The sequence below is a fragment of the Paenalkalicoccus suaedae genome (assembly GCF_006965545.2).
GTDB classification, from domain to species: domain Bacteria; phylum Bacillota; class Bacilli; order Bacillales; family Salisediminibacteriaceae; genus Paenalkalicoccus; species Paenalkalicoccus suaedae.
In genome coordinates, this window is the sequence record NZ_CP041372.2 from 1,355,421 (window position 1) to 1,377,351 (window position 21,931).

Annotated in this window: 22 protein-coding genes; 18 read left to right on the forward strand and 4 right to left on the reverse strand. The window is 42.4% G+C overall.

Features of this window, described 5'->3' with window-relative positions; translation table 11 throughout:
* From FLK61_RS07310 to FLK61_RS07375, 14 genes are all read left to right on the forward strand, one after another.
* Positions 1 to 660, forward strand: a complete 660-nt coding sequence (locus tag FLK61_RS07310; RefSeq protein WP_176008827.1) for a tetratricopeptide repeat protein — start codon at positions 1 to 3, stop codon at positions 658 to 660.
* A gap of 13 nt (positions 661 to 673) precedes the next feature.
* Positions 674 to 2,935 (forward strand): SF1B family DNA helicase RecD2, encoded by a 2,262-nt coding sequence (gene recD2 / locus FLK61_RS07315; RefSeq protein ID WP_430708797.1) that lies wholly within the window; start codon positions 674 to 676, stop codon positions 2,933 to 2,935.
* 19 nt (positions 2,936 to 2,954) lie between these two features.
* Positions 2,955 to 3,350 carry a PRC-barrel domain-containing protein gene (locus FLK61_RS07320; RefSeq protein ID WP_176008829.1) on the forward strand — a complete coding sequence of 132 codons (396 nt, stop codon included), beginning with the start codon at positions 2,955 to 2,957 and terminating at the stop codon, positions 3,348 to 3,350.
* A gap of 10 nt (positions 3,351 to 3,360) precedes the next feature.
* A complete protein-coding gene (locus tag FLK61_RS07325; RefSeq protein WP_176008830.1) occupies positions 3,361 to 3,564 on the forward strand; it encodes a hypothetical protein in 204 nt (67 codons plus the stop codon).
* 48 nt (positions 3,565 to 3,612) lie between these two features.
* On the forward strand, positions 3,613 to 4,641 hold the full coding sequence (locus tag FLK61_RS07330; protein WP_176008831.1) for an AI-2E family transporter: 1,029 nt from the start codon (positions 3,613 to 3,615) through the stop codon (positions 4,639 to 4,641).
* 352 nt (positions 4,642 to 4,993) lie between these two features.
* Positions 4,994 to 7,627 carry an alanine--tRNA ligase gene (gene alaS / locus FLK61_RS07335; RefSeq protein WP_176008832.1) on the forward strand — a complete coding sequence of 878 codons (2,634 nt, stop codon included), beginning with the start codon at positions 4,994 to 4,996 and terminating at the stop codon, positions 7,625 to 7,627.
* A gap of 99 nt (positions 7,628 to 7,726) precedes the next feature.
* Positions 7,727 to 7,996 carry an IreB family regulatory phosphoprotein gene (locus FLK61_RS07340; protein ID WP_176008833.1) on the forward strand — a complete coding sequence of 90 codons (270 nt, stop codon included), beginning with the start codon at positions 7,727 to 7,729 and terminating at the stop codon, positions 7,994 to 7,996.
* Complete coding sequence (ruvX, locus tag FLK61_RS07345; RefSeq protein ID WP_176008834.1) at positions 7,997 to 8,410, forward strand: Holliday junction resolvase RuvX; 414 nt, start codon at positions 7,997 to 7,999, stop codon at positions 8,408 to 8,410.
* A 22-nt stretch (positions 8,411 to 8,432) separates the two neighbouring features.
* Positions 8,433 to 8,750, forward strand: coding sequence for a DUF1292 domain-containing protein (locus FLK61_RS07350; protein WP_176008835.1), 318 nt, complete (start codon positions 8,433 to 8,435; stop codon positions 8,748 to 8,750).
* Between the two features lie 908 nt (positions 8,751 to 9,658).
* Entirely contained in the window at positions 9,659 to 10,837 is a 1,179-nt protein-coding gene (mltG, locus tag FLK61_RS07355; RefSeq protein WP_249777694.1) for an endolytic transglycosylase MltG, read from the forward strand.
* A 69-nt stretch (positions 10,838 to 10,906) separates the two neighbouring features.
* Complete coding sequence (locus FLK61_RS07360) at positions 10,907 to 11,554, forward strand: O-methyltransferase (protein WP_176008836.1); 648 nt, start codon at positions 10,907 to 10,909, stop codon at positions 11,552 to 11,554.
* A 142-nt stretch (positions 11,555 to 11,696) separates the two neighbouring features.
* Positions 11,697 to 12,332: a uridine kinase gene (gene udk / locus FLK61_RS07365; protein WP_176011169.1), complete on the forward strand. Its 636-nt coding sequence runs from the start codon at positions 11,697 to 11,699 to the stop codon at positions 12,330 to 12,332.
* A 244-nt stretch (positions 12,333 to 12,576) separates the two neighbouring features.
* Complete coding sequence (gene greA / locus FLK61_RS07370) at positions 12,577 to 13,047, forward strand: transcription elongation factor GreA (RefSeq protein ID WP_283811896.1); 471 nt, start codon at positions 12,577 to 12,579, stop codon at positions 13,045 to 13,047.
* 526 nt (positions 13,048 to 13,573) lie between these two features.
* Positions 13,574 to 14,290, forward strand: a complete 717-nt coding sequence (locus tag FLK61_RS07375; protein ID WP_176008837.1) for a YrrS family protein — start codon at positions 13,574 to 13,576, stop codon at positions 14,288 to 14,290.
* Between the two features lie 42 nt (positions 14,291 to 14,332).
* Here the strand turns inward: FLK61_RS07375 and FLK61_RS07380 are convergent, their stop codons facing one another.
* Entirely contained in the window at positions 14,333 to 14,542 is a 210-nt protein-coding gene (locus FLK61_RS07380) for a DUF2536 family protein (RefSeq protein ID WP_249777695.1), read from the reverse strand.
* A 120-nt stretch (positions 14,543 to 14,662) separates the two neighbouring features.
* On the opposite strand from FLK61_RS07380, the gene mtnN reads away from it, so the two are divergent.
* Complete coding sequence (gene mtnN / locus FLK61_RS07385; RefSeq protein ID WP_176008839.1) at positions 14,663 to 15,367, forward strand: 5'-methylthioadenosine/S-adenosylhomocysteine nucleosidase; 705 nt, start codon at positions 14,663 to 14,665, stop codon at positions 15,365 to 15,367.
* A 48-nt stretch (positions 15,368 to 15,415) separates the two neighbouring features.
* On the opposite strand, the gene FLK61_RS07390 is transcribed toward mtnN, so the two are convergent.
* Together FLK61_RS07390 and FLK61_RS07395 are read right to left on the reverse strand one after the other, a co-directional pair.
* Complete coding sequence (locus tag FLK61_RS07390; RefSeq protein WP_176008840.1) at positions 15,416 to 16,042, reverse strand: NUDIX hydrolase; 627 nt, start codon at positions 16,040 to 16,042, stop codon at positions 15,416 to 15,418.
* A 97-nt stretch (positions 16,043 to 16,139) separates the two neighbouring features.
* A complete protein-coding gene (locus tag FLK61_RS07395) occupies positions 16,140 to 18,092 on the reverse strand; it encodes a S9 family peptidase (protein ID WP_176008841.1) in 1,953 nt (650 codons plus the stop codon).
* 266 nt (positions 18,093 to 18,358) lie between these two features.
* On the opposite strand from FLK61_RS07395, the gene FLK61_RS07400 reads away from it, so the two are divergent.
* Positions 18,359 to 19,252, forward strand: coding sequence for a metal ABC transporter solute-binding protein, Zn/Mn family (locus FLK61_RS07400; protein ID WP_176008842.1), 894 nt, complete (start codon positions 18,359 to 18,361; stop codon positions 19,250 to 19,252).
* Positions 19,253 to 19,659: 407 nt separating this feature from the next.
* Here FLK61_RS07400 and FLK61_RS07405 read toward each other — a convergent pair whose 3' ends face one another.
* The gene (locus tag FLK61_RS07405; protein WP_176008843.1) at positions 19,660 to 19,809 is read right to left on the reverse strand and encodes a hypothetical protein; all 150 of its coding nucleotides are present in this window, start codon (positions 19,807 to 19,809) and stop codon (positions 19,660 to 19,662) included.
* Between the two features lie 151 nt (positions 19,810 to 19,960).
* On the opposite strand from FLK61_RS07405, the gene FLK61_RS07410 reads away from it, so the two are divergent.
* Both FLK61_RS07410 and dapF read left to right on the forward strand, forming a co-directional pair.
* Positions 19,961 to 20,932 carry an aldo/keto reductase gene (locus FLK61_RS07410; protein ID WP_176008844.1) on the forward strand — a complete coding sequence of 324 codons (972 nt, stop codon included), beginning with the start codon at positions 19,961 to 19,963 and terminating at the stop codon, positions 20,930 to 20,932.
* 16 nt (positions 20,933 to 20,948) lie between these two features.
* Complete coding sequence (gene dapF / locus FLK61_RS07415; protein ID WP_176008845.1) at positions 20,949 to 21,923, forward strand: diaminopimelate epimerase; 975 nt, start codon at positions 20,949 to 20,951, stop codon at positions 21,921 to 21,923.
* The last annotated feature ends 8 nt before the right edge of the window (positions 21,924 to 21,931 follow it).

Below are 21,931 nucleotides of genomic sequence, written 5' to 3' on the forward strand. Positions count from 1 at the left end.
ATGGATAAGAATGAATTAGCAGTAAAAGAGATGCAGGAAGGGAATTTAGAGGAAGCGGCGAAATTATTAAATGAAGCGATTGAAGAGGATCCAACTGATGCTGTAGCGTATACGAACTTCGGGAACCTACTAGCAGCAGTTAATGAGGAAGAGCGTGCAATTAATTTCTATGACAAAGCGATTGAATTAGATAGCTCTATTGCAACAGCCTACTATGGCAAGGGGAATGTACTTTTTAATCAGGATAACTATACAGATGCCTTGCAAAATTATCAGCAAGCAAATGAAGAAGGATTGCAAGCAAGTGATGTGTATTACATGATGGGGCTATGCTACATTCAGTCTGGCGATATGCTTCGTGCGGTACCGAATCTACAAACAGCAGTGGAAGCATCACCAGAAGACATAGAAGCGCGTTTTCAGCTTGGGTTAGCACTAGCTCAATTAGAACAAATTGATCAAGCTATTCCTCACTTTGAGCAGGTGATTGAAGAAGATCCAGAGCATGCGGATGCCTACTTTAATCTTGGAGTTGCACATGCTTATAAGGAAGATGCTAGGAAGGCCCTGGATATGTTCGTAAAGACCCTTGATATCCAACCAGATCATGCCCTAGCTGCAAATGGTAAAAATCAAATGGAGCAAGCATTAAACGACTAAGAGGTGAATGGCTGTGGAGGAAAAGCACTATATTAAAGGAGAGCTCCTCCATATCATTTATCATCAAGAGGAGTCCTTATATACGGTTGCAAAACTAAAGGTAAAGGACGCTACAGAGGGTGTAACCGATAAAGAAGTAATCGTTGTCGGGATGATGAGTAAGCCAGAGAAGGAGCAACTGTATGAGGTCTCTGGTGTTTTTCACGAGCACGCGCGCTTTGGTAAGCAATATAAGTTTGAGACGTATAAAAAAGTGATGCCAGATACAAAACAAGGTCTGGTGCTTTACTTTTCAAGTGATATGTTCCCCGGTGTAGGTGTAAAAATGGCGGAGCGCATTGTGGATGAGTTTGGCGTACACGCAATAAGTACGATCTTAGCTGATCCGGATAGTTTAAACCGAGTTCCGAAACTTCCAGAAGACAAGCAAAAGATGATTGTTGATCAGCTACTTGAGGATCAAGGAATCGAGCAGGTCCTCCTGAAGCTACATGAGTATGGATTTGGACTACAACTTGCTTTAAAGATTTTTAAAACGTATCAGCACGATGCGCTAAGGATCATTGAGTCAAATCCATACCAAATGGTGCAGGATGTGGAAGGGATTGGTTTTGTCAAAGCCGATCAAATTGGACAAAAACAAGGAATAACAGGTAATCATCCTGATCGAGTGAAGGCGGCCATTCTCTTCGTTTTATTTGAGCAAACGATGAATAATGGACATGTTTATATACATACTCGCGATGTCGTACAGCGTGCCCAGGATTTACTTGCGGGACCTACTCCAATCGATCCGATGGAAATAGCTGATCAAGTGATTTTACTTGGAGAAGAGGAGAAGGTTATTGTCGTCAATGACAACATGTACATGCCGTCTCTTTATTATGCAGAGCAAGGAATAGCAACGAATATAAGACGTATTTTATTTGATAGTAAAGAGATAGATCCGTTTCCTGAGGCGGAGCTACTTAAAGCATTGGGCGGAGTAGAGGAAAAGCTCTCAATCACATATGCAGAATCACAAAAGAAAGGGATTGAGACGGCGCTTGCGTCTCCAATGATGATCTTAACTGGAGGACCTGGTACTGGAAAAACAACGGTGATTAAAGGCATCATCGAAGTGTTTGCGACGCTTCATGGGATCTCTATTCAGCCTGATGACTATAAAGGAAAGCAGGAGCCGTTCCCTGTTATTATGGCTGCACCTACAGGACGTGCTGCAAAGCGTATGAAGGAGTCAACGGGATTACCTGCCTCCACGATTCATCGGCTTTTAGGCTACAAAGGCGAGGAGGATTCCTTTGAGAAGGATGAAGAAAATCAGCTCGAAGGGAAAATTCTTATTTTGGATGAAATGTCTATGGTGGATACGTGGCTTGCAAATCAGCTTCTTCGAGCCGTGCCTAAAAACATGCAAGTCATCATCGTTGGAGATGAGGATCAGCTACCTTCCGTAGGTCCGGGTCAAGTTTTAACAGATTTACTTAAGTCAGAGATTATCCCTGCGGTTAAACTGACCGATATTTATAGACAGTCAAGTGATTCTCATATCGTGCCGTTTTCACATGGTATTAAATCTGGAGAGCTACCGAGCGCTTTTCCAAAGGAATCAAAGGATTTACGCTTTTTCCCTTGTGAGCAAGAGCAAGTGATTGAAGCGGTGGAGAAGATTTGTAGAGGTGCTATCACAAAGGGCTTTACGGCCCGAGATATCCAAGTTTTAGCACCAATGTATCGCGGTCAGGCGGGAATTGATGCGCTTAACCAGAGGCTACAGGAGCTGTTTAATCCTCTTAAAGAACGACAAAAACATGTGAAGCTTGGGGAGCTGTCTTACCGAGTAGGGGATATGGTGTTGCAACTCGTTAATAACCCGGAAGAGAATGTCTTTAACGGAGACAGGGGCGAAATTGTTGCGATACTGACAGAGAAAGAGACAGCAGACAAAACGTTGCAGGTCGTCATAGCTTTTGATGAAGTCGAGGTTACCTATTCGAGACAGGATTTAAATCAGGTCACGCACGCGTACTGTTGCTCCATTCATAAATCGCAGGGAAGTGAGTTCCCTATCATTATTATGCCTGTTGTACGCGGGTATCATCGTATGCTTCGAAGGAAGCTTTTGTACACGGGAATCACACGTGCAAAAAACTTTTTGTTACTTTGCGGCGATTATCGTGCTATGAAACAAGCGGTAGACACGACAGCGGAAGATTTTAGACAAACAACATTATTCGATCGATTGAATACCAAACAGGATGTAGAGGAAGTCTAAGCTAAAAAGGGGGAGTAAAATGCTCACCTTTCAGAGGCTTTCCTTTACACCTGTTTTTTTTCGTAGCAAATGTATTGGTGAAGTAAGTGATTTGATGATTGAGCACTCGAAGGTCACAGCTCTATTAGTAAAGCGCTCCTATCATAAAAAGACAGTTGTCCCACTTTCAGCCGTCTCGATTCATGATACCTATTTAGAAGCACAGAGAATAACGCATGCTAAACGTAAAGAGGTGCAGTACTTAAGCGCACAGCTCGGGACTTTCCTCCATGATAAAGAGGGTCTAACGCTAGGAATGATTCGCGACGTATATTTCGACATGGACACGGGGAGAATAACAGCATATGAACTGACAGAAGGTCTCTTTACGGAATGGCAAAAAGGAGTTCGTAAAGTACCTGCAAAGAGGATTTAGTAGGAGGTATGTGATGCGTTGTCCAAACTGTCGAACAAAGGATATTGGGAAATTAGGTGTGAATAGCTATTATTGCTGGGGCTGTTACATCGAATTAACACTTGAGAATGGCGTTTTACATTTACACCAAGTTGAGTTAGACGGGAGCTTAAGCTCATTAGATGATTTATTTGATGAACAAGAAAGAAGAGAGGGGGAGGCATATGGGCACTAAACCGTGGTCAACTAGAATGGAGAAAAAGGTACGTAAGTGGTGGAAGCGTTGGCGAAAGAAAATGCGATGAAGGTTGTCGCAGTCCTTATTGTTTTGCTGCTCATAGGATTTATCTATTTACTGCCGCAGGTTGCACTTATTATTGTAGCTGCGGCTCTTTGCTTATACTTATTACATCCCGCTGTAGATAGCCTGGAGAGAAAAGGGATTCCTCGAGGGGTTGGAGCGGGTGTCATCATGCTTCTTCTCATAGGCGTACTGTTATTCACTATTTATCGCATCATCCCTATTGCGTTAAACGAATGGGGGGAACTGCAAGCAGCCCTTCCAACCATGTTCAATCAATACAACGATATTTCCTCTTATTTACACGCACAGGTGGAGCGACTACCACTTACGATTCATCAAGAGATTGATCAACATATGTACGAGCAGGAGCAACGATTAGCTGAGCGAGTAGTTGCCTCTGGCGCAGCTTTACTGCGAGTAGGTGACTTACTCATCGCTTTATTTGTGCTTACTTTCCTCTTGTTTTTTGGACTAAGAGACTACCCGATGCTGTTAAAGACGATTTGGTACATCACGCCAACTAAATCGAGAGATCATTTAAAACCTTTAGCGCACAAGCTACATCTGACTATTGGTGGATACTTAAGAGGAATTGCGATCGTTGCCATCGCCATCACAGCCATTTGCTTTGTCGCATTCACCTGGATTGGTCTCCCCTACGCTAGTCTGCTAGCGATACTCGTCGGCGCAACAAACATCATTCCCTTCTTTGGGCCCATTCTAGGAGCTATCCCAGTGCTTATTCTTGCCTTCACCGAGGGGAAAATAGTAGTTGTTGCGATATTTTTACTTGCGCTTCAGCTAGTAGAAGGGAATGTCTTAAGCCCACTAATAGTTGGTGCGTCCTTGCACATGCATCCACTACTCATTATTTTTTCGTTACTCGTAGGTCATAAGCTTTTAGGTATCATCGGGTTAATTGTTGCTGTTCCAACAGTTGCGATTATGAAGGTTATTTTAATTGAAGTGAAGGAATGGAGAATTGCGAGAAATGGCATTTACGATTGACAAGCCCTCCATTTCTTCTCTATACTAGTATCTGAAGCTACATATCACGATCTTGATGATGAAGAAAAACGGTAAAAGACCTTGCATAAGAGAGGAATTTCACTAGCTGAGAGAAATTCTGCATGAAGAGTTACAGTTTGCTACTTCTGAATACAGGTTAAACCCTGTCGGTTATTTGTCCGTTATACAAATGAAAGTGGTAGATGACGGTTGTCGTCTATAATCAGGGTGGTACCGCGTGACTATAATCTCGTCCCTTTTATGGGGAGGGGATATTTTTGTGTTTTTTTAATTAACCGATAGCTTTGCACTCATTTGCAAGACTATCTGATCAATAGGAGGTAGAAGGGAAATGAAACGATTAACATCAGCAGAAGTACGTCAAATGTATTTAGACTTTTTTAAAGAAAAAGGGCATGCTGTGGAGCCAAGTGCATCACTCGTTCCTCATGAAGATCCTTCATTACTATGGATTAACAGTGGAGTTGCGACATTAAAGAAATACTTTGATGGACGTGTTATTCCTGAGAACCCACGTATTGTAAATGCGCAAAAGTCGATTCGTACAAACGATATCGAAAATGTAGGGAAGACAGCAAGACACCATACATTCTTTGAGATGCTCGGTAACTTCTCTATCGGCGACTACTTCAAAAAAGAAGCTATTCACTGGGCGTGGGAATTTTTAACGAGCGAAAAGTGGATTGGATTTGATCCTGAGAAGCTGTCTGTCACGATTTATCCAGAGGACGAAGAAGCGTTCACCATTTGGAATGAAGAAGTAGGAGTTCCTAAAGAGCGGATTATCCGTCTAGAAGAAAACTTCTGGGACATTGGCGAAGGCCCTTGTGGACCTAATACAGAAATCTTTTACGATCGTGGCGAGTCTTACGGCAATGATCCTAATGATAAAGAATTATTCCCTGGTGGAGAAAATGAGCGCTACCTAGAAGTATGGAACCTCGTATTTTCACAATATAATCATAATCCAGACGGTAGCTACACACCTCTCCCAAAGAAAAATATTGATACTGGGATGGGACTTGAGCGCATGGTCTCTGTTATCCAAGACGCTAAAACGAACTTTGATACAGATTTATTCATGCCGATCATTACAAAAACAGCAGAAACTGCTGGTGTAAAATACGGAGAATCAACCGAACAAGATACCGCATTTAAGGTCATTGCAGACCACGTGCGTACAGTAAGCTTTGCCGTATCTGATGGCGCGCTTCCATCTAACGAGGGACGTGGATACGTCTTACGTCGTTTACTACGTCGTGCTGTTCGCTATGCAAAGCAACTAGGCATTGATAAGCCGTTTATGTTCAACCTTGTTCCGATCGTGGCAGAGGTGATGGAAGATTTCTATCCAGAAGTAAAGGCAAAGACAGAGTTCATTCAAAAGGTGATGAAGAACGAAGAGGAGCGCTTCCACGAAACGCTTCACGATGGTCTTACGATGCTTCAAAAGCTCATTGAAGAAGCGAAAGCGAGCGGTAGCTCTCTTATTTCTGGCGAGCACGTATTCCGTCTCTACGATACGTATGGCTTCCCAGTTGATTTAACAGAGGAATATGCGAACGAAGCTGGCGTTAATGTTGATCTAGAAGGTTTTGAAACGGAAATGCAACAGCAACGTGATCGAGCACGAGCAGCTCGTCAAGATAGTGGCTCCATGCAACTTCAAGATGAGATTTTAGGAAGTATTACAGAGAAAAGTGAGTTTGTTGGCTACACGGACCTAGAGCTTGATGCTACGGTACTTGCAATGGTGAAGGACAAGCAGCTTGTTGATGAGGCACACGAAGGTGATACGCTTCAGCTAATGCTTACGCAAACACCGTTTTACGCTGAGAGCGGTGGTCAAATGGCAGACCATGGTGAAATCATTGCAAATGGTGCGCAGCTGATTGTACAAGACGTCCAAAAGGCTCCAAACGGTCAGCACCTTCACACGGTTAACGTAGTAGCGGGATCCATCCAAACTGGTGAATCCGTGCGAGCTTCGGTATCGGAGCAAAAGCGTGCTGCGATCATTAAAAACCATACGGCTACGCACATTTTACATCAAGCGTTGAAGGATGTTCTTGGTGATCACGTCAACCAAGCCGGCTCGCTTGTACAAGAGACACGTCTGCGCTTTGACTTCTCTCATTTTGGTCAAGTATCGCAACAAGAGCTGGAGCAAATTGAGACAATCGTGAACCAAAAGATTTGGGAAGCGATCGATGTTGCTATTTTCGAAACATCGATAGATGAAGCAAAAGAGATGGGTGCAATGGCATTATTTGGAGAGAAGTACGGCAAGAACGTTCGTGTTGTAAAAATGGATGACTACAGTTTAGAGCTATGCGGAGGCTGTCACGTGACAAACACTGCTGAAATCGGCATCTTTAAGCTTGTTTCTGAAGGCGGTATTGGAGCTGGTGTTCGTCGCATTGAAGCTGTCACTGCTCAAAAAGCATATGAGTTTATGAGTGGTCAGGTTGACAAGCTACGTGAAGCAGCGGGGCTATTAAAATCATCGATTGAAGATGTACCAGCTCGCGTCGAGCAATTACAAAAGCAACTGAAGGAAAAGGATCGTGAGAATGATTCACTTCAGTCGAAGCTTGGGCAATTGCAGGCAGGAGATCTGCTTAATGAAGTCGAAGAGGTTAATGGTGTTGCTGTCCTTAGAAAGCAAGTAGCGGCATCTGATATGAATGCTCTTCGAGGATTAGCGGATTCGCTTAAAGAAAAGCTTGGATCTGGAATTCTTGTATTAGCAGCAGTAAATGAGGGTAAGGTAAGTATTGTAACTAGCGTATCAAAGGACCTTCACGATAAAGGACATCATGCTGGTAAATTAATTAAAGAAGTGGCAGCAGTTTGCGGCGGTGGCGGCGGTGGTCGTCCTGATATGGCGCAGGCTGGTGGTAAGGATGCAAGTCGTGTGCCAGAAGCATTAGATAAGGCGCTCGAAATCATTAAAAACGCCTAGTGTGGAGAGCCGCTTTCATGTACAATGAAAGATAAGTATAGTAGCATGGGGTTACAGGATGTACCTTATCTTTCCAATGAATAGGAAGGTGGGAGTGGTATGAGTTCAATAGACAAAACGATGAAATTTAGCTTTCATGACGATGACATGGAGAAGCACGTAAAAGAAGTGCTGATGAAGGTGTACGGATCCCTTGAAGATAAGGGGTATAATCCGATCAACCAGATCGTTGGGTATTTGCTATCCGGCGACCCAGCTTACATCCCACGTCACAATGATGCTCGTTCCCTCATTCGCAAAATTGAGCGGGACGAAATCATTGAAGAACTTGTTCGCTCCTATTTATCTCAGCAACATAAAGGAGAATAAATGAAGAGTTTAGGACTAGACGTAGGAACAAAAACAATAGGTGTTGCTGTAAGCGACGCCTTAGGCTGGACAGCACAAGGACTTACAACAATTAGACGCGAAGAAGGTCAGGAAGAGAAGGATTTTGACGCTTTAGCTACCATTATTAGTGAGAATGAAATCTCTGCGATTGTTGTAGGACTCCCTAAAAATATGAATGGGACAATTGGTCCCTCCGGAGAGGCCTGTCAGGCTTTTGCTGAAGAATTAAAGACACGTACAGGGCTCCCGGTCCACTTATGGGACGAGCGTTTGACGACCGTAGCAGCCGAAAAAATGCTGATCGGTGCAGACGTGAGTCGCAAAAAACGTAAGAAAGTCATTGATAAAATGGCTGCGGTAATGATCCTTCAAGGATATCTCGACCGCACGTAACACACTACTAGGAGGTACAAATATGTCTGAATTACACATTAAACGACCAGAAGGCGACGACGATCGCATTGTTATCCCTGACGAAAACGGGGACGAGCATCTATTTAAAGTACTATTCACGTTTGACGTTGATACAACAGGAACATCTTACATGGTGCTTGCACCTGAAGGAATCAGTGAAGACGATGAGGATGAAGACGAGATTGAGGTCCATGCTTTCCGCTTTGAAGAGAAAGCAGGAGAAGATCTTTCTTTATTCGCGATCGAAACAGAAGAAGAGTGGGAAATGGTAGAAGAACTTCTTAACACCTTCACTGACGACGAAGACGAGGTAGAGTAAGCTCGGATACATGCTTCAATAATAGTAACTATAGAGTGGCCAATGCGGTGAAACGCGTTGGTCACTCTTTTTTATGTTTGGAGAAGAAGGGGACTATTTTTATTGTGGGAAGAATTGGTGAAATCGAGTGAATAAAAGCTTTATTTGTGTACGGCATATGAAATCGCGCAAGTTGGAGGGGGAACCGCGCAAGCTGAGTGGGTGATCGCGTGAAAGTCAGGGTGGATCACGCGAAAAAGAGGTGCGATTGCGTGAGATGGAAAAAATCGCGCAAGTTGGAGGGGGAACTGCGCAAGTTGAGGGGCTAATCGCGTGAAAGTAAGGGTGAATCGCGCGAAAAAGAGGTGCGATTACGTGAGATGGAAAAAATCGCGCAAGTTGGAGAGGGAACTGCGCAAGTTGAGGGACTGATCGCGTTAAAGTAAGGGTGAATCGCGCGAAAAAGAGGTACGATTACGTGAGATGGAAAAAATCGCGCAAGTTGGAGAGGGAATTGCGCAAGTGGAGGGGCTAATCGCGTGAAAGTAAGGGTGAATCGCGCGAAAAAGAGGTGCGATTACGTGAGATGGAAAAAATCGCGCAAGTTGGAGAGGGAACCGCGCAAGATGAGGGGCTAATCGCGTGAAAATAAGGGTGAATCGCGTAAAAATCAGCTGAGACTGCGCAAGGTGGAAAAACTGCACTAATATCGGATGATCGATTCTACCGAACCGCAGAAACAAAAAGGAAAAAGTCATTCTCCCCACCTCATTTCCTGTCCATCTAAAAAAAGCGTCCCTAATAATCTTAAATAAAACGCCATTTTAATAAACACACCTATGACCATCCTTCTATAAGATGTGCAAAAACGACATATCGACAGCGCAATTTTTGTAGTATAATGGAATTCGTGAAAGGGGTGCTCGTCGTTGTCAGATGAAAAGAAACAGAAAAAAGAAGCAAAGATGCAAAAGCATCGTGAACGAATAGAACAAAAAAAACAAGAGGCTGGACTAGTTCGTAAGATTGTATTTACGATTTTTATTGTTCTACTTTTCGTCATTGTCGGTGTTGGATTTACAGCGTACCAGTACGTTATGGGTGCAATCGGCCCAGTTGATGAAGAAAATGAAGACCCTGTACTCGTCACAATTCCAATTGGATCTACTACGACGTCTATTGGAGAAACACTTGAAGAGTCTGGTGTTATTGAAAGTGCAACATTATTCCGCTATTATGTTCGTTTTAGAAGTGAATCAGGATTCCAAGCTGGAGACTATCAGCTGTCTCAAGCTATGAGTGTAGATGAAATTATTCAAGAACTAAAAGAAGGAACGGTTTACGAAGAATTCGCTACGACATTCACCATTCCTGAAGGCTTTTGGGCAGAAGAAATGTTTGCCCGAATTGGTTCTCAAACAACTGTTGAAGAAGAAGAATTAGTAGAACTTGCTCAAGATAGAGAGTATTTGGAAGAGCTTATCGAACGCTATGATATGCTCGATGACACGATTTTAGAGTTAGCAGATCAAGTTGTACCTGTTGATGAAGCTACTGAAGAGAGTGATTCTTATGTGCGAGAGCCATTAGAAGGTTACTTCTTCCCAGCGAGGTATGATTTTGTTGAAGAAGAAATCACAGCTCAGATGGCGATAGAAGCGATGCTTGATCGTATGGAGCAGGAGCTTACAACGTTAAATGCCTTGAACGGTTCAGAGACAGCTCATCAAGTACTTACACGCGCGTCTATTATTGAAGGAGAAGCGCAAAACGATGAGGAACGTCCAATTATCTCTGGTGTTATCGAAAATCGATTAACAGTTGGTATGCCATTACAAATGGATCCAACCGTATCCTACGCACATGGTGAACGACTATCTCGTACATTGTTTGAGGATTTAGAGATAGAGTCTCCTTACAATACGTATCATGTAACCGGACTACCACTAGGACCAATAAATAACCCTGGTGCAGCGTCTATTCAAGCGGCGACGACACCGGAGGATCATAACTACCTGTTTTTCTATCATGCACCAAACGGCGAAGTGTATTTTAACGAAACACTCGCGCAGCACGAAGCAACTGTTAATCAATTTAGAGAAGAATAAGACGATGGGGGAATGCCAAGGTGTATATTGGCATTCTCTCGCTGTGTAAAGGCTTAGGAGGCAATTTGCATGAACAATGATAAAACGCATCAATATATCACATCTCTCATCCCACCTCGAGAAGGGTTGCTCTTACAAATGGAGGAATATGCGCTAGAGAATAACGTGCCTATCATGGATGTGGAAGGTATGCACGTGTTACTAGAGCTGTTAAAGCTACAAAAGCCAAGTCGAATCTTAGAGGTAGGAACAGCAATTGGCTATTCTGGGATCCGAATGCTCAAGGCTTGCCATGGGGCTTCTCTTGTGTCGATTGAGCGAGATGAGGAGAGAGTGCGCTTAGCTAAAGAAAATATTTTAAAGGCGAAGCTTGAGGATCGATTTACGATCATTGAGGGAGATGCGTTAGAAGTATTTTCGCAAGTAGCCAATCATTCGCCATATGACGTTCTTTTTATAGATGCTGCAAAGGGTCAGTACGAGAAGTTCTTTCAACTTTACGAGCCGCTGGTAGCAGAGGACGGCGTAATCTTGTCTGACAACACGTTGTTTAGAGGATATGTGGCAAATGAAGTAGAACCGGAGAGCCGCAGAATGCGTTCTATGGCGAAGAAACTAGCTGAATATAACGCTTCTCTGATGAACCATGACCGTTTTTCATCCATGCTTCTCCCAGTCGGAGATGGACTTTTAGTAACTCGAAAAGAAAAACAGTGAAAAAACACTGAAATAGCTTTCCCTCAGGGGAGAAATATGATAAATTATGTTGAAGAACATAGTGAGGATAAGACTTCTACAGTGATGTAGGCGTCTTTCTTTTTGTGTTGAGTCGTAATAAATGGAAGGGACTTATGCAAACATGAAGAAAAAGCCTGTCATAATTGGCGTCGCTGGTGGTTCTGGTTCTGGAAAAACGACGGTAGCCAATGAGATTTACGGTCAATTTCCTGAGCAATCAATTCTAATGATTGAACAAGACGCATACTATAAAAATCAGTCGCACTTACCTATGGAAGAGCGATTAAAGACAAATTACGATCATCCTTTAGCATTCGATACGGATTTGCTAATCGAACAGCTCCATGCTCTTTTAGCCCATGAGGCCATTGAGAAGCCGGTGTATGATTATGCGAATCACACACGCTCTGAAGAGACAATTCCAGTTCAGCCACGTGATGTCATCATTCTAGAGGGTATTCTTATTTTGGAAGATGAGCGTCTTCGTGATATGATGGACATTAAATTATTTGTAGATACTGACTCTGATTTAAGGATCATCCGCCGAATGATGAGAGATATTAAAGATCGTGGTCGTACAATTGATTCGGTTATTGATCAGTATACGGAAGTAGTTAGACCAATGCATCTGCAATTCATTGAGCCGACTAAGCGTTATGCAGATATTATTGTTCCAGAAGGTGGACAAAACCACGTTGCTATTGACCTTATGGTAACAAAAATAAAGACTGTTTTAGACTCAAAAGCATTAATCTAGGGAAATCATTGGAATTATTAACGTTTTTTGATTATAATAACATTGTTACGTTTTATGCATGCCAGTGTAATGTTAGTATCAAATAGATGTTAGACTTGCCGGCGCCTTTAACGATGCGTACCTTTCTGGTCGTGTCGCTAGGGCGCTTACCGTTTATCAACATAGTAATATGTCGATATAGACATTTGTTTGATAAGGACGCATGACAGCGTTCTCATTTTGTTTTTAGAAGGAGTGAAGTGTTGTGGCAGAAGAAAGACACTATATGACTGAAGAAGGTAAAGCTAAATTAGAAAAAGAGCTAGAGCTTTTAAAAACGGAACGTCGTAAAGAAGTAGTAGAGAGAATCAAAATTGCAAGAAGCTTCGGCGATCTTTCCGAGAACTCTGAGTACGATTCTGCTAAAGAAGAGCAAGCATTCGTTGAGGGTCGTATTCAGCAACTTGAGACAATGATTCGTAATGCAGAAATCATTGAAGAAGACACAGAGACATCTACTGTTCAATTAGGAAAAACAGTTCGTTTTAAAGAGCTTCCTAATGGTGATGAAGAGGAATATACAATTGTTGGTCGTGCGGAAGCAGATCCAATGGAAGGAAAAATCTCAAACGATTCTCCAATGGCACAGAGCCTATTTGGTAAAGGAATCGGTGAGCAAGTAATGGTTTCTACACCAGGCGGCGACATGAAAGTAGAAATTATCGAAGTATACTAAATCTATACTAGAGGCTCAAGGCGGACATCGTAGATGTCTACCTTGAGCTTTTTAGTGTTTTAGAGGGGGGAGAGGGATAAGTCCATATTGGGAAACATCTCTGTGAAATGAACCACATAACTCAAAAATGACAAGCCACTACTAAGTCCATAACCACGAAATTGGCACATAACTTAAAACCCATAGTTTTACCTATCAAGGCACCCAATTCCTTCCTTTACCATCACTCTTTAAAAAAACAGCCTAAAAACTTTTAATATCACCATTTACCTGCACTTCCAACTATATGTCCTCTTAAAATCAACCATTTAGAGCATAGCAATTCCCCTTAAAATAGATTATAGTTAGTGTACTACCACCTAATAATTCCAATTTTTACTCATAACCGTGTTATAATAACGGAAAATACAGCTACAACGTAACGTTAATTCTAAAAAAACGTCAAATAGGTTAGCATTGCTCGAATTACGGTAATAGGTACAGTATAATAAGATGACCTCTTACATAGATAAAGGAGAGTATAGATATGAATAATAATGAACCACGCTTTCGCCGCGGTGATCGCAAAAAAGGAAAATTTGATCTTATATTAAATATATCCATCGGATTAGTTGCCTTGTTGATTGTCGTTGTTGGGGGGACGCTTATTTTTGGTGGAGGCTCTAATGATACAGCCGGCTCCGCAAATACGAATGTTGCGTCTAATGATGTATCCTCTGATTCAGATAATAGTACTATTACTGGGGATATTTCTGTTGATAACGGATCAAACAGTACGAGTGAATCAAATACGAACAACGTAGGATCTAATAACTCAGGAAATGCAGAGGTTCCTGAAGTTGATGAAAACATTAGCGAGAACGAGAATAACATTGCAAATGAGAATAACAACGAAGTCAATAACACAAATATTGCAGAGCTTGATGGATCAGAATCGGGTGGACCCGAGGGCGAATGGAGTCCAATTGGTACAGTTCAAGAAGAGCCATTCTCTGCTGTATATGACCAAGGCCACGTAAACTGGTCCGAGATGACTCGAGCGCTTGTCTATGCAACAGGATTGTCTCAGGATGAGATGACTATTTGGAGAATCGAAAACGGAGGAAATGAGCGTCGAGCGGTCGGATATGTAAGCACTGGTGCGGAAGCTAACACGCCTTACCGAGTGGAGATGGAGTTCGTCGCAAATGAAGGCTGGATGCCTCAGTCTGTCGAGCGATTATCTTCAAACCCTCATAGATAAATAAAAAGAGATTGCCACGTAACAATGGCAATCTCTTTTTTACTATTTTTTTGCTTTAAAATGAACGCTTGCTGTATAGTATGGTTTCCCTGACTCTGGATCAAATGTTAGCTGATGCGAGACGTGATGTACTTCTAAAAGAAGGGCAGTATTAGCGTCTATTTTTGCTGCTATCCTATTTTCTAAATCAGCAAGAGATTTAGCTTGAAAGAACTCGACTTTATCATGAATCGAATCTGGTCTTAATATCACATGAATCACCTCACTTTTATCTCCGTTATTGTAGCATAACATACAGATAAAATAGGCTTGTGCGACAATTTTGAATGAGATATGATAGTAGTCGTACATACGTGAAGAGGGGTTGAGAAGATGCGCATCGGAATTATTGGCGCGATGGAAGAGGAAGTAGAGCTGTTAAAGGAAAAAATGCAGCGTACGGAAGAGAGAATCATTGCTGGCTGTGAGTTTTATCAGGGCCGTTTAAATGGGGTAGATGTTGTTTTATCAAAGTCTGGAATTGGTAAAGTGAATGCCGCTATTTGTACAACGCTTATGAATCAACTTTTTTATCCAGACTACATTATTAACACCGGTTCAGCTGGGGGCTTTCATAAAGAGCTTTCAGTAGGAGATATCGTGATTTCTACAGAGGTCCGCTATAATGATGTGGATGCTACCGTATTTGGATATGAATTTGGTCAGGTGCCACGTATGCCAGCGGCCTATGAGCCTAATGCGTATTTAATGGATGTAGCATCAGAGTGCGCGAAGGAGATTGGTATTAACTCGGTTAAAGGACTTGTGATTTCTGGTGATTCCTTTATTAGTAGCGAAGCACAAACATCTCTCATCAGGTCTCATTTTGAAGATCCTTATTGCTCGGAGATGGAAGCTGGAGCAATTGCTCAAGTCTGTCATCAGTTCCAATGCCCGTTTGTCATCATTCGTTCGTTATCAGATATTGCAGGTCAAGATGCCAAGCTTTCTTACGATCAATTTTTAGAAACAGCGTCAGTAAACTCGGCCAATATGGTCCTTCTAATGGTAGAAGAACTTCGAGTAGGAGCTAAATAAAGAAAAGGATGCCAAGTGCTGTTTTGAGCACTTGGCATCCTTTTTCGTTTACGTTGCTTGAGATAGCTCTTGTAAGGCGTGTTTTAGAATCCTCGCTGTCAGACCCCAAATCACATACCCTTGATACTCATAAAACAACTCATTTACCCGACCACCACGGAAGGGATAGTCCTTCCCGTTTGGTATTAAGTGAAAAGGAAATTCTTCCGATGGGGCAAACTCAAGGTTGATATGGTGTCTATCTGGTCGCATTTGCAGGAGTGTGTCTACTGGTACAGTAAATATTTCCTCTACTTCTGCACTGTCCGCCTTGATGATTGCCGTTTCATTTATCTCACCTATAAAGACATGCATAATAGATCGGCCTTGCATGACAAGATAATCTAGTTCACCAAGGATCGTATAGTCTTCCGAGTGGAGACCAAGTTCTTCCTCAAGCTCTCGACCAGCTGCAGAGCGAGCAGAAGGGTCTTCAGGGTCAATTCTTCCGCCTGGGAAGCAAATCTCTCCGGGTTGAGATACGTGCTCAGAACGCACTTCGAATACAAGATGATAGCTTCCATCGATTTTCATCAAGGGGACAAAAATAGCATATTCTCTGTATTGGTGTGAGTCCATAATGGACGCTTCTCTCGTTTGTAAATATGATTTTAACGCAGGGGATAAAGAATCCAACGCGCTCCCTCCTAAACTAAGTAGCTGTCTCTATTCTTTCTACATAGTAGCATAAGAAAGAGGAGGAAGTCTTTGATCGAGCTCGTATAAATCCTGGCTACAGCTTGTCGTTAAACCACGTCACAAGCTCATCGAGTCGCTCTTGTCTCAAATAAGGCTTCCCGCTTCTTGATAGCTCATGGTTTGACTCTGGAAAACGAACGAAGCGGACATCTTTCTCTCGCATTTTAAGGGCTATATATAGCTGTTCGGCCTGCTCAATTGGACAGCGATAGTCAAGCTCCCCGTGCATGATTAATAAAGGCGTTTCGATGTCATTCACATAACGCAATGGCGAGTGTTCCCATAGCTTGTCCGGATCGGCCAAGAAATCAGCGCCAACCTCCCATTCCGTAAAGAAGTAGCCAATATCACTAACACCGTAAAAGCTGATCCAGTTAGAAATACAGCGAAGTGTAGCTGCTACTTTAAAACGATTATTTTTCGCAACAATCCAGTTTGTCATAAATCCACCGTAGCTACCACCAGTGACCCCAAGCCTTGTTGTATCAATCCACGGGTTTTCTTCCAGTACGGCATCGGTGAAGGTCATTAAATCATCGTAATCCATGCCACCGTAATCCCCTCGCACAGCATTCACAAATTCCTGTCCATATCCGTGGCTCCCTCTCGGGTTAGAGTAAAATACGGCGTAGCCTTGTGCGGCAAATAGTTGCATTTCATGGAAGAAGGTTTGCCCATACATAGCATGTGGTCCGCCATGGATCTCTAAAATACCAGGATAAGTTGCGCCTTCTCTAAACCCATACGGTTTTAAAAGCCATCCTTGAATCGATAAACCATCTGAGGCCTTTATTATCATTTCTTCAGGCTCTTCAACATGGACATCCTTTAGCAAGTCCTCGTTAAAAGCAGTTAATGGCTTAAGCTTAGAAGAATCTAACGACAGCGTATAAAGCTCACCAGGCCTAGTAGGAGAGGACACACCTATTACACCAGTATCTCCCTCTAAAGAAAATGCGTACACATGATTATTCTCAGACGTTACGCGAGTAATTTCTCCATCTAAACCAACGCGTACGAGCTCTGTGGCGCCATTTTTGCTACATAAGGTGTAAATACTATCCTCATGCCAAACTGGCTCAGAGTAAGCCATACCGCCTCTAATATCGCCAATCATCACGTCTGTCAAATGCTCATCGGATGATTTTGTTATGTTACGTAATTCTTTTGTGGCGAATTCGTACGTCCAAAGCTTTTGATACGTTGCACCTTTAAACGCACGCTCATGTCCTAAAATAGCCAGATAGCGTCCATCAGGTGAATAGCTTGCTTGCGTAAAGGAGCCGTTGCTTGCTGTGATTTTCTCTAACTCTTTTGTCTCCATATCGAATAGATATATGTCAGATAAAATATGCGCATCTCCTTCAAAGTTTGCAAAGAGCACGATCTTTTTTGCGTCTGGCGAAAATCCAGAAGGGGTTAAATCGACTGATTCATTCGTTAAAACAGTCGTTGTATTCGTTCCAATATCGTAAGTAACAAGCTGGTTTGTTGCATCCGTAAGGAATCCTTTTGCATCAGACTTATAGGCAAGTCTTGTTATAACTTTCTTTTGCGACTTCGAGCTTGTTTGTTCATCAACTTGATCTCCGTCTTTCTTGATTGCAGTCGTAAATAAGATAGTGCTTGAATCTGGAGACCAAATTGGTTTACTGACACCATTTGTAAAAGAGGTTATTTTTTTAGGTTCGCCACCATGTGTAGACTGAATATAAAGCTGAGGCTTCTTATCATCGTGCTTTAAACCGGTAAACGTAATCCACTGCCCATTTGGAGAAAAGGCTGGTGCCTCGATACGTCCATCACCAAACGTCCACTGTGTAGCCACAGGCTCATCTATATCCTGCACAAACAAATGCGACTCGTATTCGGATTCTGTATTAATCGTTTGACGTATGTAAGCAACCTTCCCGCTATGTAAATGTGGATCTTTTATTACGTGAAGGGATTCTAAATCTTTCGCTGTTATCGCTCGTTTTTGCATCATACTGCCTCCTAGTAAGAATATTTCGACTATCTAAATAATAGTAGTGTACCTTACTATGCCTATAATGTAAACGAAGTCATAGTAACCCTTGTTACGACTATGACTATCTCGCTTTACAAATAAGAAAAAGGGCGCTATAATCCTAAACATAAAGAAAAGTTGCCTTAGGGAAACTTTTTTTGTTGATTCAAACAAACTTAGTTGTGTGCACATTTTAAATGATTGCGCATATAGATTCATTACACGCCTATTATGAGGAGGAAATTATGAAACGTACAGCATTATTTTTAGCAGGGTCAGCGTTATTTATCTCAGCTTGTAGCAATGAGGACGCATCAAATGAACGTGAAGGTATTTATGTCACAACTAGCTTTTCTGTTATTGGAGATTTTGTTGAGCAGGTTTTGGGGGAGCATGGGACAGTTGACTACCTCGTGCCAATTGGAGAGGAACCTCACGAATACGAGCCGGTGCCAAGTGACTTCCGTAACGTAAGTGACTCGGAGGTATTTTATACGAATGGTTTAGGGCTTGAAGAGTGGTTAAATCGCGTTGTCGATAATGCGTCTGAGACAGATATTGTAGAATTATCTGAGGGCGTGACGGAGATTCCAATTGAGGGTGAGGGAGCGCCAGATCCTCATGCATGGCTATCACCTAAAAATGTGAGCTATTACTTAACAAATATTGTAGCCGATTTATCTGAGCGATATCCGGAGCACGCAGAAGACTTTGAGGCAAACGCAGCTAATTATCAAGAGCAAATTGATGAACTCATCCTAGAGATGGAAGAGAGCTTTGAAGGTATTGAGGAAGAGAAGCGTTTAATTGTTGTAAGTGAGAATGCATTTAAGTATTTTGGAGAGGACTTTGGTTTTGAAACGGATGGCATTTGGGAGCTTAACTCGTCTGAGGAGGGCACTACTGGACAAATTAATCGTGTGATCGATGTGATAAACGAGCGAGAGATTCCTGCCGTCTTTGTCGAAACAACGGTAGATCAGCGCTTCATGGAGACGATTTCGTCTAACACAAATGTACCTATTGCTGGAGAAGTGTATACCGATGCAGTAGGCTTAGAGGGATCTGGAGCCGAGACGTACCTTGACATGATACGTCATAATGCCACCGTCTTTAGTGAGGGACTTACCGAGCAGTAACGTTGAGAAATTCGATAATCGTTGGTAAGATAAAGGAGTAAATACATTACATCATTGAGGTGAAAGTATGAAAATTACAAACGAAGCAAAAACGTATATCGAAGCACTCATGCAGGAGCATGGTACGACGAATATTAAGATTTTTGCAAGTGGTGTTGGCTGAGGAGGTCCTCAGTTAGGACTGGCGCTGGATGCGCCGGCAGAAGATGATATTGTTGAAGAAGTTAACGGTATATCTGTAGCCTTTGACAAGCTCGTATACGGTCAAACAGATGGTATGTCGCTTGACTTTAAAGATACGGAAGACGGTGGCGGTCTAATAATGAATTCTGGTAGCGATGGTTGCTGCTAAAAATAAAGTGGGTTTATCCTTTTAGGATACCCACTTTTTTTGTATGATGATTTCCCTACAAATAGTTTTTAAGTACATACTTTAGAGGAATCTCTTTTTTCTCCTCCAGGATCTTTTTCTCTTTAGGCGGGGATTCCTTCTTACTATTGATCGTCCAGACCTTCGAGGTATCATTTGGTAAAGGCTTATTCCAATCTTGGCTCATCTTATCCATTCCTCCCTTCAAGCGTACTCTTAATAAACTATGCGAAAAAGTAAAACAAGCTTAGGTAAGAACCCTATGCTCGCTTCCTTTTTTCTCTTCTACATCTTTTCTGATAGAATAGAAGGTGACTTGATAAAGAGGAGGGGCTCGAATGACGCAATTACGCCCGTTGGGGAAATCAGACATAAAGCTAAGCCCATTAGGCCTTGGCTGCTGGCAGTTTAGTAAAGGGAATAATCCGATTGGAAAGTATTGGAGTACACTTGAAGATGAAGACATGAAAGCGATCATTCAGACCTCTTTAGATGGAGGTATTAACTGGTTTGATACTGCTGAAATCTACGGAAAAGGAGAGTCTGAGCGCACGCTCGCATCTACGCTCGACAAACTCGACGTACCGTTTGAAGATGCGCTAATTGCGACTAAATGGTGGCCATTGATGCGTAAGGCTGAGTCTATTACGCAAACCATTCATGCAAGAATGGATGCATTAAATCAGCGTCCTATTAGTCTTTATCAGGTACATCAGCCATTTTCGCTTTCCTCTGTGCAAAGACAAATGGAAGAGATGGCGTCTTTAATTGATAAGGGTCTAATTCAGTCAGTTGGTGTAAGTAATTTTTCTGCAAAAGCGATGCGAGAGGCTCATGCTGTGCTTGAATCATACGGCATTCCACTAGTCTCTAATCAGGTGAAATACAGCCTGCTTGATCGTTCTATCGAAAAAAACGGCGTACTAGACGCGGCAAAAGAGCTTGGAATATCCATCATAGCCTATTCACCACTAGAGCAAGGCCTACTTACAGGTAAATATCATGATGATCAAGAGCTATTTAAATCGCTTTCTGGACCAAGGAAATACATGGGTAAATACAAAGGCAAGCAATTAGAAAAAACAAGGTCATTAATTGAATTGATGCGGGATCTCGCTTCAAAATATAATGTTACGATCAGTCAGGTTGCTTTAAATTGGATGATTCATTATCACGGAGAGACTGTATTTGTGATTCCAGGGGCATCAAAAGTAAAGCATGCGAAAGAAAATGTTGGTGCGATGAGCTTTAAACTTTCTGATACCGAGCTGTTGCAACTATCAGACGAAGCTTGGCGAGTAGGCAAATAAGAAAGGGGTTTACATTGTGCAACTACCACTATTAAAGTGTCATGGGTCAGACAATGACTTTATTATCATTGATGAACTATTTGAAGATATTACGTTAACAGAAGCGCAGCGAGTAGAGATCGCTGTTCAGCTTTCCGATCGAAAAAGAATAGTCGGGTCGGACGGGATTTTGTTTGTGCAAAAAAGTGAGCACGCAGATGCTAAAATGCGTATGTTAAACAGCGATGGTTCTGAAGCAGAAATGTGCGGGAACGGTCTTCGTTGCGTAGCAAGATATGTTATTGAGCGTCTTGATTCGAAGGAGCTTGTTATTGAGACTATGAAAGCCGATTTACCGGTAGCTCAAGTAGATAACCTTTTCGATGATGTCGAAACATTTGAAGTGGCGATCGAGCCAGTGTCATTAACGCCTTCAACACTTCCACTGCTTGTAGAGAAAAACACAGTAGTAGAAGAAGTTTTGTCAGAGCTAGACGAGTCGTTAACCTTTACTGCATTAAGCGTTCCGAACCCGCATTTAGTTACGGTCGTCCCAGAAGTGCGTGACGACGTAGCGAAGCAAATTGGTGAGAAAGCGAATGAGCTTAAGACATTGCTACCTAATGGAACCAATGTTAGCTTCATGAAGCAAGTAGCGGATCAAATGGTCTACGTGCGTACGTTTGAACGAGGCGTTGGACTAACGAATGCTTGTGGTACCGCTATGTCTGCCTCCAGTCTGGTAGCTTGTTTACTTGAGATGGTTTCTTTTGATAAACCAATTACCGTTTTAAACCCTGGTGGAATGGTTCAAACACTGGTCACACAGGATAGCCATGGCCAGTATTTTATTAAACTTAGAGGAAATGCGACGTATGAGTTTGCCGCTGTCGTAGATATTGATTTTGACGATAAAGAGCAAACTGTTCTTTTAGAGCAAGACGTTTTTGAAGAGGAAGCGTTAAAGTATGAAGGCTTAAGACAAGCAGCAAAGGAATTAGCTGTAGGGTAAGTGGAAGA

What these genes read in the sequence shown, in the direction of transcription:
- FLK61_RS07310 (WP_176008827.1), top strand. Translation starts at nt 1, where the DNA reads ATGGATAAGAATGAATTAGCAGTAAAAGAGATGCAGGAAGGGAATTTA.
- FLK61_RS07320 (WP_176008829.1), top strand. Translation starts at nt 2,955, where the DNA reads ATGCTCACCTTTCAGAGGCTTTCCTTTACACCTGTTTTTTTTCGTAGC.
- alaS (WP_176008832.1), top strand. Translation starts at nt 4,994, where the DNA reads ATGAAACGATTAACATCAGCAGAAGTACGTCAAATGTATTTAGACTTT.
- FLK61_RS07340 (WP_176008833.1), top strand. Translation starts at nt 7,727, where the DNA reads ATGAGTTCAATAGACAAAACGATGAAATTTAGCTTTCATGACGATGAC.
- ruvX (WP_176008834.1), top strand. Translation starts at nt 7,997, where the DNA reads ATGAAGAGTTTAGGACTAGACGTAGGAACAAAAACAATAGGTGTTGCT.
- FLK61_RS07350 (WP_176008835.1), top strand. Translation starts at nt 8,433, where the DNA reads ATGTCTGAATTACACATTAAACGACCAGAAGGCGACGACGATCGCATT.
- FLK61_RS07360 (WP_176008836.1), top strand. Translation starts at nt 10,907, where the DNA reads ATGAACAATGATAAAACGCATCAATATATCACATCTCTCATCCCACCT.
- udk (WP_176011169.1), top strand. Translation starts at nt 11,697, where the DNA reads ATGAAGAAAAAGCCTGTCATAATTGGCGTCGCTGGTGGTTCTGGTTCT.
- FLK61_RS07375 (WP_176008837.1), top strand. Translation starts at nt 13,574, where the DNA reads ATGAATAATAATGAACCACGCTTTCGCCGCGGTGATCGCAAAAAAGGA.
- mtnN (WP_176008839.1), top strand. Translation starts at nt 14,663, where the DNA reads ATGCGCATCGGAATTATTGGCGCGATGGAAGAGGAAGTAGAGCTGTTA.
- FLK61_RS07395 (WP_176008841.1), bottom strand. Translation starts at nt 18,092, where the DNA reads ATGATGCAAAAACGAGCGATAACAGCGAAAGATTTAGAATCCCTTCAC.
- FLK61_RS07400 (WP_176008842.1), top strand. Translation starts at nt 18,359, where the DNA reads ATGAAACGTACAGCATTATTTTTAGCAGGGTCAGCGTTATTTATCTCA.
- FLK61_RS07405 (WP_176008843.1), bottom strand. Translation starts at nt 19,809, where the DNA reads ATGAGCCAAGATTGGAATAAGCCTTTACCAAATGATACCTCGAAGGTC.
- FLK61_RS07410 (WP_176008844.1), top strand. Translation starts at nt 19,961, where the DNA reads ATGACGCAATTACGCCCGTTGGGGAAATCAGACATAAAGCTAAGCCCA.